This is a genomic window from Pectobacterium punjabense (genome assembly GCF_012427845.1).
Taxonomy (GTDB): domain Bacteria; phylum Pseudomonadota; class Gammaproteobacteria; order Enterobacterales; family Enterobacteriaceae; genus Pectobacterium; species Pectobacterium punjabense.
On the sequence record NZ_CP038498.1, the window covers coordinates 4,505,406 to 4,528,719 of the forward strand.

Here is a 23,314-nt window from a genome sequence, read left to right on the forward strand (position 1 = left end):
AAAACCAGTTAATCTAATTCTTATCCAAAATTTCAGGTGAAAATAGAATAGATTTAAAATAGCGCAATATTCCCTAAATAATCCGAGTGGCTTATGCGAAGACGGCTCTGACTTTCCCTGTCACCGAGCACGGTGCGCTTCTGGGGGACGTGCGTTACGAGGCCCTAGCGGGTCAACGCATCGCGCCGTTCAAAATGCTAACGTTTTGTCATGCCACTCGAATTATTGCGGGTATTAGTTCACCTAATATCCACGCCGCTGTAATTAAATTTCACAAATTGCCAAGTCCGCATCAATGCAAGTACAAAGAATGGGGAGAAGAAAGAATCGTCAATTGACGAACCCGCCTTATCGTGGCTAGATGGAGGCAGTGCGTCAAAATATGTCAAGTGAAATAAACTTACAAAAATGGTAGGGATGGGTCAGGGTAACTATGAACGAACAATATTCCGCAATGCGCAGTAACGTCAGTATGCTCGGCAAACTACTCGGCGATACTATCAAGGAAGCACTGGGTGAAAACATCCTTGATAAAGTCGAAACAATCCGCAAGCTGTCAAAGTCATCTCGTGCAGGTAATGAAAAACATCGTCAGGAACTACTGACCACACTGCAAAACCTGTCTAACGATGAACTGCTGCCCGTTGCCCGCGCATTCAGCCAGTTCCTTAACCTGACCAATACCGCTGAGCAATATCATACGATTTCACCGCACGGCGAAGCAGCGAGTAACCCGGCACAGCTTTCCAGCGCCTTTGAGCGTCTAAAAGAAAATAAAGATCTGACAGAACGCGATATCCGTGACGCGGTAGAATCGCTGTCGATCGAGCTGGTGCTGACCGCACACCCAACCGAGATTACCCGCCGCACGCTGATCCATAAATTGGTGGAAGTAAATACCTGCCTCAAGCAGCTCGACCATAACGATTTGGCGGATTATGAGCGCAATCAGATCATGCGTCGTCTTCGTCAGCTGATCGCACAGTCCTGGCATACCGATGAAATCCGCAAAATTCGCCCTACTCCGGTAGATGAAGCCAAATGGGGTTTCGCCGTCGTGGAAAACAGCCTGTGGGAAGGCGTGCCCGCCTTTTTACGTGAACTGGATGAGCAGTTGGAACAGGCTTTCGGCTACCGTCTGCCGGTTGATGCCGTACCGGTACGTTTTACCTCGTGGATGGGTGGCGACCGCGACGGTAACCCGAACGTCACGGCGGAAGTCACTCGCCACGTGCTGTTACTCAGCCGCTGGAAAGCTGCCGATCTGTTCCTGCGTGATATCCAGGTGCTGGTCTCCGAGCTGTCGATGTCCGAATGTACGCCGGAGCTGTTAGCGCTGGCCGGCGGCAGCGAGGTACAGGAACCGTACCGCGCTATCATGAAGTCATTGCGTTCGCAGTTGAGCAGCACGCTGAGCTATCTGGAAGCACGTCTGACGGGTGAAGAACGTCTGCCCCCTAAAGATTTACTGGTTACCAACGAGCAGCTGTGGGAACCCCTGCACGCCTGCTATCAATCGCTGAAAACCTGCGGCATGGGTATCATCGCCGACGGTCGCCTGCTGGATACGCTGCGCCGCGTGCGCTGTTTCGGCGTACCGTTGGTACGTATCGACGTCCGTCAGGAAAGCACCCGCCACACCGACGCGCTGGCCGAAATTACCCGCTATCTGGGTCTGGGCGATTATGAAAGCTGGTCAGAATCCGATAAGCAGGCCTTCCTGATTCGCGAACTCAGCTCCAAGCGCCCGCTGCTGCCGCGCTACTGGGAGCCGAGTGCAGATACCAAAGAAGTGCTGGATACCTGCCGGGTGATCGCGAAAGCGCCACAGGGTTCTATTGCCGCTTACGTTATTTCAATGGCGCGTACGCCTTCCGACGTGCTGGCCGTTCAACTGCTGCTCAAAGAAGCCGGTTGCCCGTTTGCGCTACCTGTCGCACCGCTGTTTGAAACGCTGGATGACCTGAACAACGCCGACGATGTCATGACGCAGTTGCTGAGTATTGACTGGTATCGCGGCTTTATTCAGGGCAAGCAGATGGTCATGATCGGCTATTCCGACTCAGCGAAAGACGCAGGCGTGATGGCTGCCTCCTGGGCGCAGTACCGTGCGCAAGATGCGCTGATCAAAACCTGTGAGAAAGCCGGCATCGCGCTAACGCTGTTCCACGGACGCGGCGGTTCTATCGGTCGCGGTGGCGCACCGGCTCATGCCGCACTGTTGTCACAACCGCCGGGCAGCCTGAAAGGCGGCCTGCGCGTGACGGAACAGGGCGAGATGATCCGCTTTAAATACGGCCTGCCGGAAGTCACCATCAGCAGCCTGGCGCTGTATACCGGTGCGATTCTGGAAGCCAACCTGCTGCCACCGCCGGAGCCAAAACAGGAATGGCACGAGGTGATGGATGAGCTGTCCCGCGTGTCCTGCGATATGTATCGCGGATACGTGCGTGAGAACCCAGATTTCGTTCCGTACTTCCGCGCTGCTACGCCGGAACTGGAGCTGGGTAAACTGCCGTTGGGCTCACGCCCGGCCAAGCGTCGTCCGAACGGCGGCGTGGAAAGCCTACGTGCGATCCCGTGGATTTTCGCCTGGACGCAGAACCGCCTGATGCTGCCAGCCTGGCTGGGGGCAGGTGCCGCGTTGCAGAAAGTGGTGGATGACGGCAAGCAGGGGCAGTTGGAAGAAATGTGTCGCAACTGGCCGTTCTTCTCGACGCGTATCGGCATGCTGGAGATGGTGTTCGCCAAAGCCGACCTGTGGCTGGCGGAGTATTACGATCAGCGTCTGGTAGAAGAGAAGCTGTGGCCGTTAGGGAAACAGCTGCGCGATCAGTTGGCCGCCGACATCAACATCGTGCTGGCGATTTCCAATGACGATCACCTGATGGCAGATTTGCCGTGGATCGCCGAGTCAATCGCACTGCGTAACGTCTACACTGACCCGCTGAACGTGTTGCAGGCAGAGCTGCTGCATCGCTCACGCCAACAGGAACAGCCGGATGCCGATCTGGAACTGGCGTTGATGGTCACCATCGCGGGCGTCGCAGCGGGCATGCGTAATACCGGTTAATCGCGACAACACATTAATACGCCAAACGTACTCACTTAGGAGGCCTCTCAACAGAGAGGCCTTCTTTATATTGGTTAAGAGATAACCGCCGTGACGTCATCTAACGGTAAATGCCAGTCCAACGTGTTCCACGGGCTTTCTGGATTACCCGTTAAACGACGCAGAATATCCATCTGATCGTTAACAAAATCTTCCGTCGCCAGTGAACGCCAATATTGCCGCCCAACCACGTAGCTAATGGCAAAGTGATACCAGCTGTCATATTTCTGTTGCGCATTCCGCGCCATAGACATGATCATATCCCAGCCTTCCTCTTCGCCCACCATACCCACCGCCATCCCCCAGCGGCACAGATTGACGCTACGCCCTTCGTCCCAGGCATCAATCCCGGTACGATCCAACGCAAACCGATTGAGCCTCACGATCAGTAATTCACTGTGATGTTCTTCATCATGTTGATGGCGCTGGATATACGCATCCATCTCCGCTTCAGACATCGCAGACAGCCGATGCTGTAGACGGCGGTAACCCGGCCCGTGTCCGTGACCATTGAGCAGGCGATGGATCTGGCGCAGCAGCGCTTCACGCGTTTCAATGCCCCAATCCCGTTTCAGAATATGTCGAATCGCCCTCAGCGCTTCCTGTTTATCACCACCACCATCCAGCACGTCATGCCGATCGTAATTCATTTCCGTCAGAATGGCTGACAGCGCCAGCCCCCATAGCTGAGTTTTGGATAAAGGCTGCGTATTTTCCTGATTTTCTACGGTCATGCGTTATCTACTCCCTGCCGCCCCGGTGCTATCTGCTCCAGCTTCATCAACCACTCGCCGATCTCATCCATATCGCCGCCGTATTCCTGATATAGCTTCACGCCACGCTGAGCCTTGTCATACAGGCCTAATTCGCAGGCAGATTTCAACAATTCTAACGCGGCATCAGGATCCTTAATATTCCAGTCGATAGCTTCTTCCAGGCTCTCTATGGCCTCTCGATGGCGTCCTAAACGACTCAGACAGATCCCACGTCGATACCATACCGAAGAGAAAGATGGCTTACATCGCACAATAAAATTCAGGTCCGACAAGGCTTCCTCATAGCGCTCACAGATATAGTGCAAAATGATCGAACGAACAGAAAAATACACCCAGTGCGATGCATCCAGTGCAATAGCCTGATTCACATATTCCAGCGATTTGTCATATTCATCCGTAAAACGAAAAGCCTCTGATAGCATGAAGCAGATTTCAGAATCATTACGGTGGTAGCCCTGTGCTTTTTCCAATAGAGGGATAACATCTTGGTAGATTTTCAGCTTCAACAGAACACGCGCTAAACAAACACTCGCACCGTAGCCATTTTCGCCTTGTCGTTGCGCTTCCTCCAGCGCCCAGGTATATGCCTGCCGGGCATCCTCATATTGATCCAGTTGATAATGAACATCACCGAGCGTCATGTAGAGCGTAGAGGAAAGCGTGCGCTCATTGAAATCGCCATGTTTGACAAAAAACGAGCGGTATATCACCTCAAAAATACTGCCTCTGATTAAGCGCGGCAGCGGCTTGGCATTATATTCAGCACGAGCCATCAGGTGTTGTATAAAATCGATACACAGAGTGTAAGCCCCATTTTGCAGATAACATTCTGCGACTTCTTCACAGTATTCCATGCTGTAACGCTTTGGTTTAATCGTCGCGAAACCACCAGCAATGGTTTGCGCATTGATTTTCAGCACCTGAATCTGCGCTTCTACGTCATACGGCACCAGGGTGCAGAGATAGCGATACAGTTCCCGAGCTTCAAAGAGCATCCCTTGAGCCAGGAAACAGCCAGCCAACCCCTTCAACGCCACGGCATGGTCGCTTTGCATCTCCAGCACCTGATTAAACGCATCGGCAGCGCGTAGGTACTGTCGGTCATCCAGCTCAATCTGCGCTAACCGCAAATAACCGTCTATTTGCTCCGGCACCATTGCAATTAACTGACGACAGCATTCACGAGCAGGGGAAAAATCACCAAGGCGATGGTAGTGGGCGATAGCCCAACAGAGCAGCTCTGGATCGCAGATCTGTCGGGATAACATCTGCGCCAGTTGCCGATCAAATGCGGCATTATCATGTTGATAAACGATGCGAACCAGCTGCTCCCGGTCGTGAAAATAGCGGTCTACATCTTCACCAGTTATACCGGAAGGAAACCGCAACCCCCGCACAGGGATATGCCAGACATCTTCGTCATTCAGCCATTCCAGTACATCTTCCACCTGCTGTGAAGAATAGTGTCGCCTGAGCAACAGCAAGTTGTGTTCCCAGTCAAACGTCTCCAATAAGCATTGCTTCACCGAGTCTGGCAAGAAAGCACAGTGGCCTAAAAAGCCAAACAGCCACAGTGAAACAGGCTGTTTGATTTCAAGACGATCGAGTACCGATGTTGATAGCACGTCACGCCAAATCCCATCGTCGATACGACACTGAAAATCCGCATAGATTGCCGCCACACGCTGCTTTATCGCTTCAATTTGCTGCATCGTATCCTGCATTACAGCAATGTCATCATTCGCCGTGTTAGCCGCAGGATTGCTCATCTTCTCAGCCTCTGCTGCCGCCTCTGACGCAGGGTTTTCCTGCTGCTCGGCATCCCCTTTAGCCACCAGATAGCGCGCCTGTAAGAGCGCGTCTTCATACGCTGCACGGAGCGCCTTAAACGCTTCGGCGTCATCTTCTGGATTATGCTGCCGCAACAAACGCGCATACGCACGTCGAATGGCCATTTGGTCGACCGTTTCCTCAATCCCTAAAAATACCCAGCACGACGTTTTCATAACGAATGAGGCTCCATCTCATCAAATACGCTCTGTATCTCTTTTGTTACCCGGCGAATGTGCAAGGAGTCCTGCGTTTCCAATGCATCTTCAAAGGCTTGCAATTCATGTGCGATACGCTCTCGCGCTTCACCCATCAATTGCTCATATAAACGTTCCCCGCGCGCCAGTAACAGTCGACTTTCCATACGCTCACGCGGGTGTATTTTTATCTCTGCCAACTGCTGTAAGCGCGCCTGTATCTCAGCGTCCGACAAATCACAGCTATCATTGCGGATAATCGTTGATTTACTGTTGCCCTCATGGAGGTCTGTCGCCTGCACTTCCAAAATACCGTTGATATCGTAGGTATAACGCACACGCACAATGGGTTCGTCTTCCGGTGTGGGCGGAAACTCAATTTCCAGCTCACCCAATTTGACGTTATTGCGCGTCAGGCGACTTTCCCCCTGATAGATTTGCAGCAGCATGTTGGTTTGCCCTTCATGACAGGTGCTAAACACTTTTTCCCGGCTCACGGGGACGACCGTATTACGATCAATAATCGGCGTATAATAACCGCTTTCCAGATGTCCATTCGGCAAGCGGCGTGCCGTTTCTAATCCTAGGGTAAACGGGCAGACGTCAGTCAGCACGACCTCCGCTAGCCCTTGGCTACGCGCCTTGAGCCCAGCCTGCACAGCCGCACCCAACGCCACGATTTCATCAGGATTTAGCGTCGCGATCGGGTACTGACCAAATAGTCTGGCAGCCAGGCTTCTCACCACGGGCATACGGCTGGCTCCCCCGACCAGAATGACGCAATTCAAATCACGCGGGGTAATAGCCGCATCATTCAATGCCCGCTCGATAGGCTGCCGTAACGCATCAATTAAAGGGGCACAAAGTACTTCGAAATCATCGCGGGTAAGGTGCCACGGATACGCTACGCCCCCGAACTCTGGCGCTATCGTCGCCTCATGTTGCAGCGTTAACTCCCGTTTCATCCCTTCGATATGCTGGCGCAGGCGACTCATTTCTGACAAGTCGAGCGACGTCAGCGCATGCGCATTCAGAAACGCTTTTACCAGCGTATCGACAAAATCTTCGCCCCCCAGTGTGTTGTGCCCTGCTGTGGCGTTCACTTCCATAATGCCGTCAAATAGCGTCAGGACTGACACATCGAAGGTGCCGCCGCCTAGGTCGAAGACTAAAAAACGGCTTTCTGGATCATTAACATGCAATCCGTAACTTAGCGCAGCCGCTGTCGGTTCATTCACCAGACGCTCCACCTTAAGACCGGCTAGCTGCCCTGCAATCTGCGTTGCTTTACGCTGTTTATCATTAAAGTAGGCAGGCACACTGATGACCGCTTCTGTCACGGGCGCACCAAGAAATGCCTCAGCATCGGCTTTCAGCACGCGTAGCAGAAAAGAAGATAATTCTTCAGGCTGGTAGGTTTGTACACCGCCGAGCGAGTAGGCCTTTTTCGTCCCCATGTAGCGTTTGAACAACGCTGCGGTTTTAAGTGGGTGGGTAATCAAGCGTTCTTTGGCAACACGCCCTACCAATAGATCGCCGTTATCATCAAGGCCGATAACTGAAGGAGTGAGGTAATCACCGTGTGCATTGGGAATCAGTACGGCTTTCTCGCCATCCCAGAATGAAACCAAACTGTTTGTCGTGCCTAAATCTATCCCTATGATATGAGACATGTTCCTCCCTGATTTAACAAACGCAAAACGCCTGATGAAATTCATCGGGCGTTGGTTAGACTGAGTAAAATTAACCGATAAGAGAACTAATTATGACCACAATAACGGATTCGAAAAACGCATTATTGTAAAGTAAAGCAGGTAATTATCCTGCAATCAGGTATTTATCTTGTAAATAATTCCGTGCGTGATTATCCAGACCGTATTCCACTTCAAGCCAGCTATCGATAGAACCATGTCGTTCATAGATCGCCTGCAACGCCGTCACAATGAACTCTTCCTGCACAGAGAGCACATAAGAAAACTGTCCTAATGCTTTCTCATTCAGCGTTTCTGACAAATGTGCCAGTAACTGCTGACGGAATGGCGTCAGCGTCGTATCCGTGAGCAGGTAATCTTCCATCACGGTCTGCTCATCGGCACCCAGCGCAAACATCACCAGCGCAGAACCGATACCTGTGCGATCTTTTCCCACCGCGCAGTGCTGTACCAACCCGCCTTCATCTGGCCGTAATAGCAGCGACACCAGTTGCTTATAGGCAGAATTGTTGAAGGGCAAACGGCGGTAGAGTTCTAACATAAACGCGCGGGAATCAAACGCCGCCAGCACATCGGACCCTAGCGAATCCAGATTGGCCGTCACTTCGTGGCGTAACGGATTGGCCGGATAAGCGTGATAATTGGCCCCAGTCCACAGTACATCGGGCTTCTGCGCAATTTCATCGGCATCCCGATAATCCACCACGTGAGAAATAGGCACGCCAGCAAGGTGTTCACAATCCGCCTGGCTCAGCAAATCCAGCGAACCGGAGCGAAAAAGTTTACCGTGTCGGATAAGCCGCCCATCAGCAGCCCGGTTACCACCTAAATCACGGAAGTTGATTCCACCGTCCAGCGGTAATAAAGAGGGATGAAGCAACGTTGGTTCGGTCATACATCTCCTTGCGAGGTTGAAAGGCGAGCAAGGCAACCATATTACATACGCAGGGCGCGTCGCAGGTTAACCCAATAAACCAGAACAAGTTTATTAGGATAAAGGCTGGCCTCTGCGATGACCAGCCCAAAATACCATCAATTTTTGTGCTTATTCAGCGGCTAACAAACGGCGTGTCGCGTCCAGCAACACCTTGATGACGGTGGTTTCGGCCAGCTTCATGGTCGCCGCATCCGGGATTTCCTGCTGAGTACGGTTCACGATCACACCCGCGATCATGCCCGCTTTTAGCCCCTGGCTGGCGCACATGGTCAGCAGCGTGGCAGACTCCATTTCATAGTTCAGCACCCCCATGCTCTGCCACTCCTCCATCGAACCGCGGAAGCGACGAACCACGCGTCCAGAGAAGGTGTCATAGCGTTCCTGACCAGGATAGAACGTATCGGAAGATGCCGTGATGCCAACGTGCAACGCGGCACCCGACGCTTTCGCGGCTTCCACCAACGCGGTAGTACAGCCGAAATCAGCCACAGCAGGGAACTCCATTGGCGCGAAGTGCAGACTCGCACCGTCAAGGCGGACGGCTGCGGTGGTCACTAACACATCACCGACATTGATACCGGACTGAATCGCCCCCGTCGTACCAACGCGCAGAAACGTGCGGATGCCAAGCTGCGCCAATTCTTCTACCGCGATTGACGTTGACGGACCACCGATACCGGTCGAGCAGACAATGATTGCCTTGCCGTCCAGTTCTGCACGCCAGGAGGTAAATTCACGGTGTGATGCCAGATGAACCGGGTTATCCATCAGGCGGGCAATTTTTTCGACACGCTCAGGATCGCCGGGCACGATAGCCAGCGTCGCGCCCTGTAAATCGTTCTTAACCAGACCAAGATGGAACACATCAGATGTAGACATAACTGCCTCCCGGGCAATCAATTGGGTATTCAGAGAAATCGTGCCGAATGCCTCATCTATGCTGCTTGTCGCAGTCTGTAAGCATCCGCGTTATAAAAAGACTCTAGCGCATCATTACGTTTTTTTAAGTGACAGGAGTCACCTATAAAAAAGAAACAAACATCAACATACATAAAAAACGTGACTTAAATCACTATTTATTGGGTGAGGAATTCATTTTCGCCGATTAATTGTCTTCTAGTGTAGATTCTTTAATCATTGATAGTATTTATCATGACATCCCTCTTTCACATGAAACTCGGCAGACCGATAACAGGAGAGCGCGTAATGAAGACTGATGAACAGACGACCTTCAAACATCTTCCTCAAGGGTTATCCCCGGCGGTAAAACCGCAGGGCTTCTCCATCATTACAACGGATTCTGTCGGTATCGTTGCCAGTGAAACCACCATTCCTTCTCAGGGTGAGCAGTTGCCTGCCTATATCGCCAGACCAGCGAACCATAATGGGCCGCTCCCTATCGTCCTGGTGGTACAGGAGATTTTCGGCGTTCATCAACACATTCAGGATGTGTGCCGCAGGCTAGCTAAGCAGGGCTATATGGCCATCGCCCCAGAGCTGTATTTCCGTCAGGGCGACCCCAGCCACTATAACGACATTCAGCAAATCCTGACCGAGCTGGTGCATAAGGTTCCTGATTCACAGGTGCTGTCCGATCTCGATCACACCGCCAACTGGGCGATTAAACAGGGCGGCGATGCCAGCAAGCTGGCGATAACGGGATTTTGTTGGGGCGGACGTATCACCTGGCTCTACGCCGCGCACAATCCACAACTCAAAGCGGCCGTGGCCTGGTACGGCAAATTTACCGGTGAGAAAACGCTGAACAGCCCCAAACATCCGGTCGATATTGCAACGGAGTTGGAAGCGCCCGTGTTGGGGCTATACGGAGCGAAAGACGAGAGTATTCCGCTGGAAAAAGTGGATATTATGCGACAGGCGCTACGCGCTGCGAACGCGGCGGCAGAAATCATCGTCTACCCCGATGCCGGCCATGCTTTCCATGCCGATTACCGCCCCAGCTATCATGAAGAATCCGCACGTGACGGCTGGCAACGGATGCTGGCATGGTTCCAGAAAAACGGTGTAGCGTAGCGCCACCACACGCGTCCGTTCTTACCTACGATCTAAAACGCCACCGAACAACGGTGGCGTTTGTGTTTCAGCGTGTTACACCGACGGCCTTAGAACGTCGTCCAGTCACCGTTGTTGCCTTGATCTTTCGCAGGCGTCACGGGTGCTAAAGACAGCGTTGGGGTACGTGTTGGGGACGATGCATAAGAAGCGGCTTTGCCGTTGCCATATGACAGCAGTTTAAACGCGCTCACCGCTTCCGCCAGCACGGAAGCCTGTGCTTGCAGAGAAAGTGCCGCAGAGGCAGATTCTTCAACCAGAGCCGCATTCTGCTGGGTCGTGGTATCAATTTGCCCAACCGCCAAATTCATCTGGTTAATCCCGTCGCTCTGCTCACGACTGGCCTGCGAGATTTCACTGATGATCTCATTCACATCCCGCACATAGCCGGTTAATCCGCCCATGGTTTCTTCAGCAGTATCCACCAGCGACATACCTTCCTGGATTTTGCTCACGGAGTCGTCGATCAAATCCTTGATCTCACGCGCGGCTGTCGCACTGCGCTGTGCCAGAGAACGCACTTCACCTGCTACCACCGCAAAACCACGCCCTTGTTCGCCCGCTCGCGCCGCTTCAACCGCCGCGTTCAGTGCCAGGATATTGGTCTGGAAGGCAATACCATCGATCACACCAATGATTTCCGCCATTCGCTGGGATGAATCGCGAATACCGCGCATTTTCTGCGTAACAGAAACCATGACGTCACCGCTTTGCTTGGCAGCACCAGAAGCTTTATTCGCGATGTCTGTTGCCTGCTGCGTATTTTCCGCCGTATTTTTAATGGTAGAAGTCAGCTGTTCCATTGAAGCTGCCGTTTCTTCCAGCGAGCTGGCCTGTTCTTCGGTGCGCGAGGACAGATCCTGATTACCTGCGGCAATCTGCGAAGCCGCCGTCGAGATCGTTTCCGCCCCGTCACGCACCTGCCCAACAATCGTGCTCAGGCTGGTGTTCATGTGATCCAACGATTGCAGCAGCAATCCGGTTTCATCTTTGCTGGTAACAGTGATACGTGAGGTCAGGTCGCCCTGCGCTACTCTATCTGCGACTTGCAAAGCCTGCTGTATCGGTCGGGTGACGCTACGCGTAATTGACCAGGCAATCAGCGCACCAAATACGGCGCCCAGCGCTAAAATGAGCAGCAGAATAATGCGGGTCTCGCTGTACACCTCAGCCATGGCTTCAACAGAGGTATCCATCGCATCATCCTGATAGTTAACCAATTGTCTTACCGCATCACGGTACTGGCGTTGGACAACATTCAGGTTATTGTTGAATTCCTCAATCGCCGCTTCCCGATTGCCAGCGACCACTTCGCTGATAATTTTGTCACCGGATTTCAAAAATTCGGTACGGATCGCGCGGATAGCACGCAACTGAGAGATTGAACGCTCTTCAACCGTCTGGCTGTCCAGCTTATCCAGCAAGCGGCCTATTTCCTGGCGGAATCCATTCACACGATCGACGTTTTCCTTGATTTTATCCTCACCTGAAACCAGCATCAGCCGCTGATAGGCCACCAGAATGCTGTTTACATTATCGATAAGGCTATTTGAATCAACCGTTTGTGGATAAACCTCTTTCACAATGCCTCTGGCACCGTCCTGAAAGCCGGACAACTTAGACAGGGAAAAAATACTTACGGCAAACAACATCAGAATCAGGATGGCAAATCCAGCCCCCAATCGATAACCAATACGCCAGTTTGCTAAATTCATGTCTCACTCCTTTTAGGTAATACATAGCAAGGTCAGTTGCGCACATGTCGCAACTTGATGGACCACAGGGCGGAGAATGGCTGGCTATCCAAAGGAAAAAGCGGTTTCCTTCTGACATACCAGAGATACCTTGAGGCAGGCATTTTTACGCACGCTCTCAGCATGAGAGGTGCGATCAAAAATCAAATAATTTTCCTCAGGTGTTGAGGTGCAAAAGTGGCAATAAATCTAACAGTGGTACAAATACGATTGATAAGACCGAGGAGACGTTATCGAGGTGAGATGATGACCTTCCCTCTCCGTATTCGTGCATCCATAGCCGTTCCTGTGTGATCCATTTTATCGGCAACTTGTTTCTGAACTTTACAAATTGATCGTTTAAATCATTCAAAAACATATAATAAATAGACTAGAACTATCAAAAGTTAAGTTTCGATCGGAAAAATCACAGATTAATTCAACGGCGATTAACAAAAATAACACCACAACTACATTAAATGATAGTCAGACATATTTGATATTAAAAATAAAGAGAGGGAGTTTTTCTTAAAAAAGGACAACAAACTGAATAAGCAAAGGAAAAAACAGATTTGCTCTATATACCCTAAATAATTCGAGTTTCAGGAAGGCGGCAAGGGAAGGAATCCCGATGAGCTTACTCGGGTAAGTGATTCGGGTGAGTGGACGCAGCCAACGCACATGCAACTTGAAGTATAACGGGTATCGCGAGATAACGGAATCAGGGAGGCCATTACCCCCCTGATGAAATAGACGTTGCACAGCAACACAGGCAAATTATGGCAGCAAATTTACTCTTTATTTGCCAGCGCCAGCAGTGGTGTACTCATCGGCCTCGGTGCATAAGACCCGGCATCGCTACGGCTAGATGACTGTACTTTAAACGCGCTCACGGCTTCCGCCAGAACGGAGGCCTGCGCTTGCAGGGACAAAGCAGCAGAAGCGGATTCTTCAACCAAGGCCGCATTCTGCTGGGTCGTGGTATCAATCTGCCCAATCGCCAGATTCATCTGGTTAATCCCGTCGCTCTGTTCACGGCTAGCCTGTGAAATCTCAGTGATAATGTCGTGCACATCCTTCACATGGGATGTTAAGCCACCCATGGTTTCTTCGGCGGTATCGACAAGCTCCATGCCTTCGCGAATTTTGCTGACGGAGTCGTCGATCAAATCCTTGATCTCCCGCGCGGCTGTCGCACTGCGCTGTGCCAGCGAGCGGACCTCTCCTGCCACTACCGCAAAGCCGCGCCCCTGCTCACCCGCACGCGCAGCTTCAACCGCCGCGTTCAGTGCCAGGATATTGGTCTGAAACGCAATACCGTCAATCACACCAATGATTTCTGCCATACGCTGGGATGAATCGCGAATACCGCGCATTTTCTGCGTCACGGAAAGCATGACATCACCACTTTTTTTCGCGGCACCGGTCGCCTTATTGGCAATCTCCGTCGCCTGCTGAGTATTTTCCGCCGTGTTTTTAATGGTCGATGCCAGTTGTTCCATTGAGGCTGCCGTTTCTTCCAGTGAGCTGGCCTGTTCCTCTGTGCGTGATGACAGATCCTGATTCCCTGCGGTGATTTGCGATGCCGCCGTCGAAATGGTTTCTGCACCATCACGCACCTGGCCAACAATCGAGCTCAGGCTGGTATTCATACGATCCAACGACTGCAGCAGCAATCCGGTTTCATCCTTGCTGGTTACAGTGATACGTGAGGTCAGATCGCCCTCCGCCACTCTATCCGCGACTTGCAAAGCCTGCTCAATCGGTCGGGTAACGCTACGCGTGATTGCCCAGGCAATCAGCGCGCCAAAAGCCGCACCCGACAGCAAAACAAGCAGTAAAATTATGCGAGTACTGCTATACACCTCTGCCATGGTCTCGACAGAGTTATCCATCGCTTCATTTTGGTAATTCACCAACTGCTTCACCGAGTCACGGTAATTGCGCTGAATCACATTCAGGGTGTTATTGAATTCCGCTACGGCGATGTCGTTATTACCCGCCAGCGCATCACTAATAATTTTATCGCCGGATTTGATAAACTCAGCACGAAACCCACGGACAACCCCCACCTGCGTGCGAGCACGCTCTCCTGAGGCATTGTTTTCCAGATTATCAAGCAGGCGGCTAATTTCCTTGCGGTACGCCATAATCCGATCGACATATCCCTGACGCTGCTCCTGATCGGATACCAGCATCATCTGCAAATAAGCGACAAAATGCCCATTCACGTTATCAATGAGATCATTAGCCTCTACCGTTTGTGGGTAAACCTCTTTGACGATATCTCTGGCACCATCCTGAAAACTGGACAGTTTAGACAGGGAAAATAAACTCACGGCAAATAACATCAAAATCAGAACGGCAAACCCGCCTCCTAATCGATAGCCAATACGCCAATTCGCTAAGTTCACATCTCACTCCTTTTAGGTAATAAATAATAATGACTACTGCGCACAGCACGCCGTCGAATAACGTCGCAGAGTGGGGAAATAATCGTTTTTCGGGAAAGGAAATATGCTTTATAGGTATATTTAATCTACCCATAAGAGAGTAATTACAGGTGCACTTCCAACATAAAGAAAATATTAAAAATAAAAAATCCTCGCGCTATTGGTACGTCCTGAGCCGCCTCCATGCCGTTTACCTTATCGGCAAAATATTCTCTAGCTTTATGACCGTGTCGATTTACCCCAGCGAAAAATAGAGACATGGATAGCGGCTAAATATTCATTTTCGGAAGATAACCTACCAGTTGATGCAGAAAAACAAGGGGGATAGCGCGGCGATTTTATTAAAGAAAAGACAATATAGTTAATTTTTAGGAAGAGAGAATATTTGCAGTGAGAAATAATGAAGAAGCGTGAGGAAAAGCAAAATGACGCGTATTTTATCTATTCGTGAAGGGTACAAAAAATCAGGGAGAGCATAGCCTCCCTGATTTCATCAGTCATTAACGATTACTGGGTTTCACGCAGACGCTGTGCTGCCTGAACCATGTTTGCCAAGGCCTGACGCGTTTCCGGCCAGCCACGCGTTTTCAGACCGCAGTCTGGGTTCACCCACAGGCGCTCAGCAGGAATACGCTGAGCCGCTTTTTTCAGCAGGGCTTCCATCCATTCCACACTCGGTACATTCGGAGAGTGAATGTCGTAGACGCCTGGACCAATTTCATTCGGGTATTCGAACTCTTCAAACGACTCCAGCAACTCCATATCGGAGCGAGAGGTTTCAATCGTAATCACGTCTGCATCCAACGCGGCGATAGAATCCATGATGTCGTTGAACTCGCAATAACACATGTGAGTATGGATTTGCGTATCATCTTTCGCTACAGCGGCATTCAGACGGAAAGCATCCACTGCCCAGGCCAGATAAGCGTCCCAATCAGAGCGGTGCAGCGGCAGACCTTCACGCAGCGCCGGTTCATCAATCTGGATGATACCAATGCCTGCGGCTTCCAAATCGGCCACTTCATCACGCAGCGCCAGCGCAATCTGCTTGGCAATGGTTTCACGCGTGACGTCCTCGCGCGGGAAGGACCAGCACAGGATGGTCACTGGACCTGTCAACATGCCTTTCATCGGCTTGTCAGTCAGGGACTGTGCGTATTTCGCCCACTCAACGGTAATCGCTTCTGGACGGCTCACATCACCAATGATAACTGGCGGTTTCACACAGCGAGAACCGTAGCTCTGTACCCAGCCGTTCTGGGTAAAGACAAACCCATCAAGATGCTCACCGAAGTATTCCACCATGTCGTTACGTTCAGCTTCACCGTGCACCAGTACGTCCAGCCCCAGTCGCTCTTGCTCAACGACAGCTTGCTTGATGTGCTCGGCAATGCCGGTGCGGTAGTTATTACCGTCCAGACGACCCTGCTTGAAATCCAGACGCAGACCGCGAATTTCGGTGGTTTGCGGGAAAGAACCAATCGTCGTGGTCGGCCATGCTGGCAGATTAAAGCGCTCACGCTGAGCATCGGCGCGCACGGAATACACGTTCTGACGCTGGCTGTCCTGTGCGGTGATGGCCGCCAGACGCTGCGCAACAGCGGCGTTGTTGACACGCGTAGAGGTACGACGAGCACGAATCGGCGCGCTGTAGGCTTCCAGTGCCTGACCGTTGCCGCTGTTAAGTGCCTGAGACAGCAGTGACAACTCCGCACATTTCTGAATCGCAAAGGCAAACCAGCTCTTCACTTCATCATCCAGGCGCACTTCCACACTCAGATCGATAGGGCTATGCAGCAGTGAGCATGAACTTCCCAGCCATAGAGCGCGCGTCCCCACCAGCGGTTGCAAACGCTCGAACCAACTGCTCAGGTCAGCACGCCATACGTTACGGCCGTTAATCACCCCCAGCGACAATACCCAGTTAGCTGGCAGTTGGGCGCTCAACGTCGCGGCATCGTCCTTCCCATGAACCAGATCGATATGCAGCCCCTGAACCGGCAGCGCTTTGATCGTTTCCAGATTCTGGCTAACGCTGTCGAAATAGGTCGTCAGCAGCAATTTCACCTGACCTTGCAGCGCATCGTAAGCGGGTTTAAACGCGGCCAGCCACGCTTGCGGCAGTTCCAGTGCTAGTGCCGGCTCATCAATCTGCACCCACTCAATGCCACGCTTCGCCAGTTCAGCCAGCACTTGCTGGTAAACGGGCAGAATGTCTTGCAGCAGTGATAAACGGTCAAATTGATCGCCTTTCACTTTGCCCAGCCACAGGTAGGTAACTGGGCCTAACAGAACAGGCTTCACCTTATGGCCCAGCGCCAGTGCTTCATCCACTTCATCCAGCAACTGCGTCCAGGTCAGCGCAAACTGCTGCCCTTGAGTGAATTCTGGCACCATGTAGTGATAGTTCGTGTTAAACCATTTGGTCATTTCTGCCGCAGCGGCAGGCTGACCGGTTGGTGCCCGTCCACGGCCAATACGGAACAGCGTGTCCAGATCGACCGATCCATCTTCATTCTGATGACGCGCAGGTACATTACCCAGCAGCAGACTCGTGGTCAGCACATGGTCGTACCAGGCGAAATCACCCACTGGCAGCAGATCAACGCCAGCATCCTTCTGTTGTTGCCAATGACGCGCACGCAGCTCACGTCCAACGGTCAGCAACTCTTCCTGTGTTGCGTTACCTGCCCAATAGCTTTCCTGCGCTTTTTTCAGTTCACGGCGTAACCCAACGCGCGGAAAACCCAGTGTGTGATTCACAATCGTCATCGTTAATTCCTCATTTAGCCGTCCAGATGTTTACACATCCATAATCCGCAGGTACTGTAGTAAGCACAAGCGCAATTTATTCACTGTCACTGTGAAGGACTCTCATGATCGAATTTAAACACCTGCGAACGCTGCAAGCACTGCGCAATACGGGATCGTTAGCCGCCGCTGCCGCTGCACTTCACCAAACCCAATCGGCGTTATCCCACCAGTTCAGCGATCTGGAACAGCGTCTTGGGTTCAGGCTATTCGTGCGTAAAAGCCAGCCGTTGCGCTTTACGCCTCAGGGAGAAATTCTGTTGCAGTTGGCAGAGCAGGTGTTACCGCAAATTCAGCAGGCGTTGCAGGCGTGCCATGAGCCGCACCAAACCATGCTGCGTCTGGCCATCGAGTGCCATAGCTGCATTCAGTGGCTGACGCCTGCGCTAGATGAGTTTCATCAGCACTGGCCACAGGTCGCGATGGATTTTAAATCAGGCGTCACGTTCGACCCTCAGCCCGCACTCCAGCAAGGCGAATTGGATCTGGTTATGACCTCCGACATCATGCCGCGCAGCGGGCTGCACTATTCACCTCTGTTTGATTTTGAAGTCCGACTGGTACTGGCTCCCGAGCACCCACTGGCAAAAAAAGAAAAAATCGAACCGGAAGATTTCAGCGCAGAAACCCTAATGATCTACCCGGTACAACGGCAGCGGTTGGACGTCTGGCGTCATTTTTTACAACCCGCAGGCATCAGCCCTGCGCTGAAAAGCGTGGATAACACACTGCTGCTGATTCAGATGGTTGCCGCCCGTATGGGCATTGCCGCGCTCCCCCACTGGGTGGTGGAAAGTTTTGAACGCCAAGGGCTGATTGTGACCAAATCGTTGGGTGATGGGCTTTGGAGCCGGTTGTACGCCGCCGTCCGCGACGGAGAACAGCGCCAACCGGTCATTGATGCGTTTATTCGTTCGGCGCGCCAGCACGCTTGTGATCATTTACCGTTCGTGAAGGATGCTTCACGACCCAATGCTGGTGTACCCACAACGAGGACGTAATGATTGCTGTCCCTACGATAAAGCTCAGCCAATCTGGCGTTTTATGCCAGATGGCGAAGTTGACCAGTAGCCCAGCCGGCACGTGAAAGTTATTCATAATGCTGAGCGTTCCGGCATCCACCTGGGTTGCGCCATAGTTCCACATAAAATAACCCAAGCCTGAAGCGCCAATCCCCAGCCAGGCCAGCACACCCCACTGCAAGGTTGTGGTGGGTAACTTAGCCATGTTGCCGAAGAGCAGCCACGCGGCTATCGTCACGATCGCGGCTCCCAGATAAAACCAGGAAAACGCGCAGTGCTGCGGTACAGGATGAATCTCCATCAGACGCTTATAGCCAACCTGACCTGCGGCAAAACACACGTTCGCCACCTGCACCAGCAGGAATCCCCACCAGAAATGCTCACTCACGCCGTGATAGTGGATTACGGCTGCGCCGAATACTGCCAGAAGCGCACTCATCGCGTAGCCCCAGCGTAGGCGCTGTCGGGCAAGCAGATCGTAAATCAGCGTGACGTACAACGGCGTCATCACCGTGAAGAGTAAAAACTCAGGCACAGTCAGGTACAGGTAAGCCTGGAATACGAACAGGTACATGATACCCAGTTGGCAAGCGCCCACTAACATATACAAGAAAATGACGCGCGGCGCGTAGCCCCGCCAGCGTAAGAACGGTAAAAATACCACTGCCGCTGCCGTCAGACGAAACATCGCAGAAAACCAGCTATCGACCTGGCCCGCCAGATATTCGCCAATCAGACTGAATGAAAATGCCCACAAGATCGTGGTGATAATAAGTAATGGCACGACAGCATCCACTGAGAAAAAAGTATCGCCATTGTAGCGGAGATGGCTGAATGAACATCAGTCAATATGGTTTACATCAGGATAAATAACGAGCAAATAGAAAGTAAACGTAGAGAAGAAAAGATGTGGCGTTAAATACCTTTATCCAGATAACACTTACGCCATTCAATATATTTCATCAATGCGCGATCTACAGAATAAACAGAGCCTCGTTTTGTAAAACAAAAGAGGCTCGTTAATCTAAGAATTAAATCTGCCACCTGAGCCAGGCAAAGAAAACATTACCGTTATTGTATGTTCCGGGAATATACGTCGCCTGAAAAGAAAGTTTGTTATAACTTATTGACGCCAAAGGCAACAATACAGGGATCGGGATATAGTTCCAGTTATCACGCATCGTGAAACCTGCCGTAAAGCCCAGGCCCAGTTGAAAATCCTGATCGCGGGTGGGTCGCCAACGCTTTTCATAACCGTAGCCACCAATAGGCTCCCATTTGTTATAGGAGTCTTTGAACGCCATGAGATAAAGCCCGTGCCAATCCCCATCCTGATCCAGGCGAGAAACACCGTAACCCGCGCCCCACGGTCTTTCATTATATCTGTCAGTCTTTTCTTTATCGTACGTCCAGCGGTTATGCCAGGTGATAGCAGGGATATAAATATCGTGACTCTGCGGCGCATTCCAGGTCGTAGACAGGTTATTTTTACTTCTCTGCCACCAACTTTCATCCTGCTTATTCGACGCAGAATCAGTAGAATCCGCCGTGACGGATACAGGGTTTTCCATGCTGCCCGTATTATTTATGCTTTCTACTGCGTAACTCGAAAAAGGGATGATGGGTAGTGTAATCAAACTCAACGTGATTAAAGTTCGCTTCAAATGCATATAAGGTTCTCTGTAACAGCGTCACGATTCCATTCAAACAAAGGTGATCCAAGCAAAGCTATTCTGATGGTTACCAAAATATATATAGTTTAGTTCACGTAATCTGCCTATATAACCGATGAAAAACTCAAACGGCCTATTATGAAGGGTTAAACAGCGGCAGTGCTTAAATAGATAGCGAACCAAGCGTTGCTTTCAGACGTTTCTTAGCTGCAATAACAAAAAACCACCTTATTTGTCGGTGGTTTATATTCAGCAGAGGGTAATGAAGAACCTATGTCGCGAGGTTAGATACCATCGCCGTATTCGAAACCGCGGTTGATACCGTTGAAATACTGATCCATATCCATCGCAGGTTTATCGCTTTCCGGGCGACCGACGATACGCGCCGGAACCCCTGCCGCCGTCGTGTGTGGTGGAACGGATTGCAGCACGACAGAGCCAGCACCAATTTTTGCGCCACAACCGACCTCAATATTCCCCAGAATTTTAGCGCCAGCGCCAATCATCACGCCTTCGCGAATTTTAGGGTGACGATCGCCACTGGTTTTACCCGTTCCGCCCAGCGTGACGGATTGCAGAATGGAGACATCATTTTCAACCACAGCGGTTTCGCCGATCACAATACCTGTTGCATGATCGAGCATGATCCCGCAGCCGATTCTCGCCGCCGGGTGAATATCCACGCCGAAAGAAACCGATATCTGATTCTGGAAATAGACCGCCAACGCTTTACGATCCTGAGACCAAAGCCAGTGACCAATGCGATAAGCCTGCAATGCATGAAACCCTTTCAGGTAGAGCAATGGCGTCGAGTATTTATCCACCGCAGGATCGCGCAGACAGACAGCCTGAATATCGCGTGCGGCAGAAACGATCATCTGCGGCTCGGCGCGGTAGGCTTCTTCCACCACCTCACGGATAGCGATCGCGGGCATAATAGAATTGGCTAGCTTGTTCGCCAGCATGTAGCTCAGCGCACTACCTAAATTCTCGTGCTTCAGCAATGTGGCATGAAAAAAGCTGGCCAGCATCGGTTCACAGTCCGCGAGATTGCGCGCTTCTGTTTTGATATTGCTCCAGACCAGCTTCAATTCTTCTGTCGACATTGCCTTACTCTCCGAGACACCACAACGACTATCTGTTCTAAAACAACAGGCTTATTAGCACTACCGCGCGTATACAAGAAAATGAAGATACTATGAGCCCCCAGGATTAGGAAGCCCAGCATAGACTCGTCATACTTCGAGTTGCATGTACATTATTAAAAACGTTAACATTTTTAATAAAACTCGAATTATTTAGAGTATAGAACGACGTGTTTTATAATTTGGCGGTTTCGTCTTTACGCGTACGTCCTAACAGACTCAGCGCCGCCTCTCGGGCATCTTTCCCACAATACAGAACCTGCCAGAGTTGCTCCGTAATCGGCATTTCAACGCCGTAGCGCTGCGCCAATGCCAGAACCTCTTTCGTATTGCGGTATCCTTCAACAACCTGACCAATGCTATCCTGCGCGCTCTGCACATCCATTCCCTGCCCCAACATCATGCCAAAGCGTCGGTTACGGGACTGATTATCAGTACAGGTCAGCACCAGATCGCCAAGCCCAGCCATCCCCATGAAAGTGGTAGGGTCTGCACCCAGTGCGGCTCCAAGCCGGGTCATTTCCGCCAATCCGCGAGTAATCAAAGCGGTACGTGCATTAGCACCAAACCCAATGCCGTCAGACATTCCGGCACCGATAGCAATGACGTTTTTCACCGCGCCGCCCAACTGCACCCCGATAAAATCCGGGTTGCTGTAAACACGGAAGCTCTTCCCGCAATGTAGTAGCCGTTGCAGGTCGTCGGCAAACTCACTGTCCGTTGATGCCAGCGCAATCGCCGTCGGCATACCCGCCGCTAATTCTTTGGCAAATGTCGGACCAGAGACCACCGCAAGCGGAATAGCTTCGCCCAATGCTTCGCGTGCGACATCCTGTAACAAGCGCCCCGTTTCCGCTTCCAGCCCTTTGGTCGCCCACACGATACGCGCATCGGCACGCAGGTGAGGTTTCAACTGACGCAGAACATCACCGAATACGTGGCTCGGCACAACAACCAGCACGTTTCTGCTGGCAGCGAGCGCCTGTGCCAAATTAGTTTCCAACTGTAGGGAATCAGGAAAAGGCACATCAGGCAGGAATGCCTGATTACAGCGAGCGGCCTGTAACGCCTGAATGTGCGTAGGGTTGTGGCCCCACAGCACGACTCGATGGCCATTACGCGCCAGCGTAATGGCTAATGCGGTGCCGTATGAACCGGCACCGATGACGGTCATGGAAGCGTCAGACGCGTTCATCAGGCATCCTGATGCTGCGCAGCGCCTTCACCTTCGGTCTGCTGTTGCAGGTAATTCATGAACAGCGCGTCAAAGTTAACCGGCGCCAGGTTCAATTGCGGGAAAGTACCGCGAGAAACCAGGCTGGTGATGCACTCACGCGCGTAAGGGAACAGAATGTTCGGGCAGTATGCGCCCAGGCAGTGCGCCAACTGAGTCCCTTCGATACCGCCAACGGTAAAGATACCACCTTGTTGAACTTCACACAGAAATGCCGTTTCTTCGCCCAGAGATGCCGTTACGGTCACACGCAGTACGACTTCATAGATGTCATCAGCCAGTTGGCTAGAAGCCGTATCCAGATCCAGTTTTACTTCTGGCTGCCATTCCTGCTGGAACACCTGAGGCGCATTCGGCGCTTCGAAAGAGATATCTTTGGTGTAGATACGCTGGATTTGGAAAGCCATTTCTGTGTTGTTTTGTTCAGACATGTTAAGTAATACCCTTTTGTTGGATTTTCTTGACGTCTTCCGTCGTCATAAGTAGGCGGACGTCAGCACATTTTTGTCATTGTCGTACTGCAATCAGCCTGTCGGTTATCCTGCAAAATCGTCGCCATTTTCGCAGTGTATAACTGACGCACATGGCACGATGCGGATAGTTTTA

16 protein-coding genes are annotated in these 23,314 nt (G+C 51.6%); 3 read left to right on the forward strand and 13 right to left on the reverse strand.

Features of this window, described 5'->3' with window-relative positions:
- Positions 1-433 precede the first annotated feature (433 nt).
- Complete coding sequence (gene ppc / locus E2566_RS20400; RefSeq protein WP_107169107.1) at positions 434-3,073, forward strand: phosphoenolpyruvate carboxylase; 2,640 nt, start codon at positions 434-436, stop codon at positions 3,071-3,073.
- A 74-nt stretch (positions 3,074-3,147) separates the two neighbouring features.
- On the opposite strand, the gene E2566_RS20405 is transcribed toward ppc, so the two are convergent.
- From E2566_RS20405 to udp, 5 genes are all read right to left on the reverse strand, one after another.
- Positions 3,148-3,846: a DUF1266 domain-containing protein gene (locus E2566_RS20405; protein WP_107169106.1), complete on the reverse strand. Its 699-nt coding sequence runs from the start codon at positions 3,844-3,846 to the stop codon at positions 3,148-3,150.
- Entirely contained in the window at positions 3,843-5,894 is a 2,052-nt protein-coding gene (locus E2566_RS20410; RefSeq protein ID WP_107169105.1) for a tetratricopeptide repeat protein, read from the reverse strand. Before E2566_RS20410 ends, E2566_RS20405 begins: the two co-directional genes overlap by 4 nt.
- Entirely contained in the window at positions 5,891-7,588 is a 1,698-nt protein-coding gene (locus E2566_RS20415; protein WP_107169104.1) for an Hsp70 family protein, read from the reverse strand. Before E2566_RS20415 ends, E2566_RS20410 begins: the two co-directional genes overlap by 4 nt.
- Before the next feature lie 145 nt (positions 7,589-7,733).
- Entirely contained in the window at positions 7,734-8,522 is a 789-nt protein-coding gene (locus E2566_RS20420) for a tyrosine-protein phosphatase (protein WP_107169103.1), read from the reverse strand.
- A gap of 150 nt (positions 8,523-8,672) precedes the next feature.
- Positions 8,673-9,443, reverse strand: coding sequence for a uridine phosphorylase (gene udp / locus E2566_RS20425; RefSeq protein WP_107169102.1), 771 nt, complete (start codon positions 9,441-9,443; stop codon positions 8,673-8,675).
- A gap of 327 nt (positions 9,444-9,770) precedes the next feature.
- Between udp and E2566_RS20430 the strand changes: the two genes are divergently transcribed.
- Positions 9,771-10,598, forward strand: coding sequence for a dienelactone hydrolase family protein (locus tag E2566_RS20430; protein ID WP_107169101.1), 828 nt, complete (start codon positions 9,771-9,773; stop codon positions 10,596-10,598).
- 89 nt (positions 10,599-10,687) lie between these two features.
- Here the strand turns inward: E2566_RS20430 and E2566_RS20435 are convergent, their stop codons facing one another.
- From E2566_RS20435 to metE, 3 genes are all read right to left on the reverse strand, one after another.
- Positions 10,688-12,352, reverse strand: coding sequence for a methyl-accepting chemotaxis protein (locus tag E2566_RS20435; protein ID WP_107169100.1), 1,665 nt, complete (start codon positions 12,350-12,352; stop codon positions 10,688-10,690).
- A gap of 809 nt (positions 12,353-13,161) precedes the next feature.
- Positions 13,162-14,784: a methyl-accepting chemotaxis protein gene (locus tag E2566_RS20440; protein ID WP_107169099.1), complete on the reverse strand. Its 1,623-nt coding sequence runs from the start codon at positions 14,782-14,784 to the stop codon at positions 13,162-13,164.
- A gap of 546 nt (positions 14,785-15,330) precedes the next feature.
- Entirely contained in the window at positions 15,331-17,595 is a 2,265-nt protein-coding gene (gene metE / locus E2566_RS20445) for a 5-methyltetrahydropteroyltriglutamate--homocysteine S-methyltransferase (RefSeq protein ID WP_107169098.1), read from the reverse strand.
- Between the two features lie 104 nt (positions 17,596-17,699).
- Here metE and metR point away from each other — a divergent pair, with 104 nt between their 5' ends.
- The gene (gene metR, locus E2566_RS20450; protein WP_107169097.1) at positions 17,700-18,635 is read left to right on the forward strand and encodes an HTH-type transcriptional regulator MetR; all 936 of its coding nucleotides are present in this window, start codon (positions 17,700-17,702) and stop codon (positions 18,633-18,635) included.
- Here the strand turns inward: metR and E2566_RS20455 are convergent.
- The 5 genes from E2566_RS20455 to secB all read right to left on the reverse strand — a co-directional run bounded on the left by E2566_RS20455 (position 18,541) and on the right by secB (position 23,139).
- On the reverse strand, positions 18,541-19,440 hold the full coding sequence (locus tag E2566_RS20455; RefSeq protein ID WP_107169096.1) for a carboxylate/amino acid/amine transporter: 900 nt from the start codon (positions 19,438-19,440) through the stop codon (positions 18,541-18,543). The genes metR and E2566_RS20455 overlap by 95 nt on opposite strands.
- A gap of 247 nt (positions 19,441-19,687) precedes the next feature.
- Entirely contained in the window at positions 19,688-20,326 is a 639-nt protein-coding gene (gene pagP, locus E2566_RS20460; protein ID WP_107169095.1) for a lipid IV(A) palmitoyltransferase PagP, read from the reverse strand.
- Positions 20,327-20,613: 287 nt separating this feature from the next.
- Positions 20,614-21,435, reverse strand: a complete 822-nt coding sequence (gene cysE / locus E2566_RS20465) for a serine O-acetyltransferase (protein ID WP_107169094.1) — start codon at positions 21,433-21,435, stop codon at positions 20,614-20,616.
- Between the two features lie 214 nt (positions 21,436-21,649).
- Positions 21,650-22,669, reverse strand: a complete 1,020-nt coding sequence (gpsA, locus tag E2566_RS20470; protein ID WP_107169093.1) for an NAD(P)H-dependent glycerol-3-phosphate dehydrogenase — start codon at positions 22,667-22,669, stop codon at positions 21,650-21,652.
- A complete protein-coding gene (secB, locus tag E2566_RS20475) occupies positions 22,669-23,139 on the reverse strand; it encodes a protein-export chaperone SecB (protein ID WP_014913761.1) in 471 nt (156 codons plus the stop codon). Before secB ends, gpsA begins: the two co-directional genes overlap by 1 nt.
- Positions 23,140-23,314 lie beyond the last annotated feature (175 nt).

Bases quoted from the DNA above. Each gene is read 5' to 3' on its own strand.
- E2566_RS20435 (WP_107169100.1), bottom strand. From the start codon at position 12,352: ATGAATTTAGCAAACTGGCGTATTGGTTATCGATTGGGGGCTGGATTT.
- secB (WP_014913761.1), bottom strand. From the start codon at position 23,139: ATGTCTGAACAAAACAACACAGAAATGGCTTTCCAAATCCAGCGTATC.
- E2566_RS20415 (WP_107169104.1), bottom strand. From the start codon at position 7,588: ATGTCTCATATCATAGGGATAGATTTAGGCACGACAAACAGTTTGGTT.
- pagP (WP_107169095.1), bottom strand. From the start codon at position 20,326: ATGCATTTGAAGCGAACTTTAATCACGTTGAGTTTGATTACACTACCC.
- metR (WP_107169097.1), top strand. From the start codon at position 17,700: ATGATCGAATTTAAACACCTGCGAACGCTGCAAGCACTGCGCAATACG.
- E2566_RS20430 (WP_107169101.1), top strand. From the start codon at position 9,771: ATGAAGACTGATGAACAGACGACCTTCAAACATCTTCCTCAAGGGTTA.
- E2566_RS20420 (WP_107169103.1), bottom strand. From the start codon at position 8,522: ATGACCGAACCAACGTTGCTTCATCCCTCTTTATTACCGCTGGACGGT.
- ppc (WP_107169107.1), top strand. From the start codon at position 434: ATGAACGAACAATATTCCGCAATGCGCAGTAACGTCAGTATGCTCGGC.
- E2566_RS20405 (WP_107169106.1), bottom strand. From the start codon at position 3,846: ATGACCGTAGAAAATCAGGAAAATACGCAGCCTTTATCCAAAACTCAG.
- gpsA (WP_107169093.1), bottom strand. From the start codon at position 22,669: ATGAACGCGTCTGACGCTTCCATGACCGTCATCGGTGCCGGTTCATAC.
- metE (WP_107169098.1), bottom strand. From the start codon at position 17,595: ATGACGATTGTGAATCACACACTGGGTTTTCCGCGCGTTGGGTTACGC.
- E2566_RS20410 (WP_107169105.1), bottom strand. From the start codon at position 5,894: ATGAAAACGTCGTGCTGGGTATTTTTAGGGATTGAGGAAACGGTCGAC.
- udp (WP_107169102.1), bottom strand. From the start codon at position 9,443: ATGTCTACATCTGATGTGTTCCATCTTGGTCTGGTTAAGAACGATTTA.
- cysE (WP_107169094.1), bottom strand. From the start codon at position 21,435: ATGTCGACAGAAGAATTGAAGCTGGTCTGGAGCAATATCAAAACAGAA.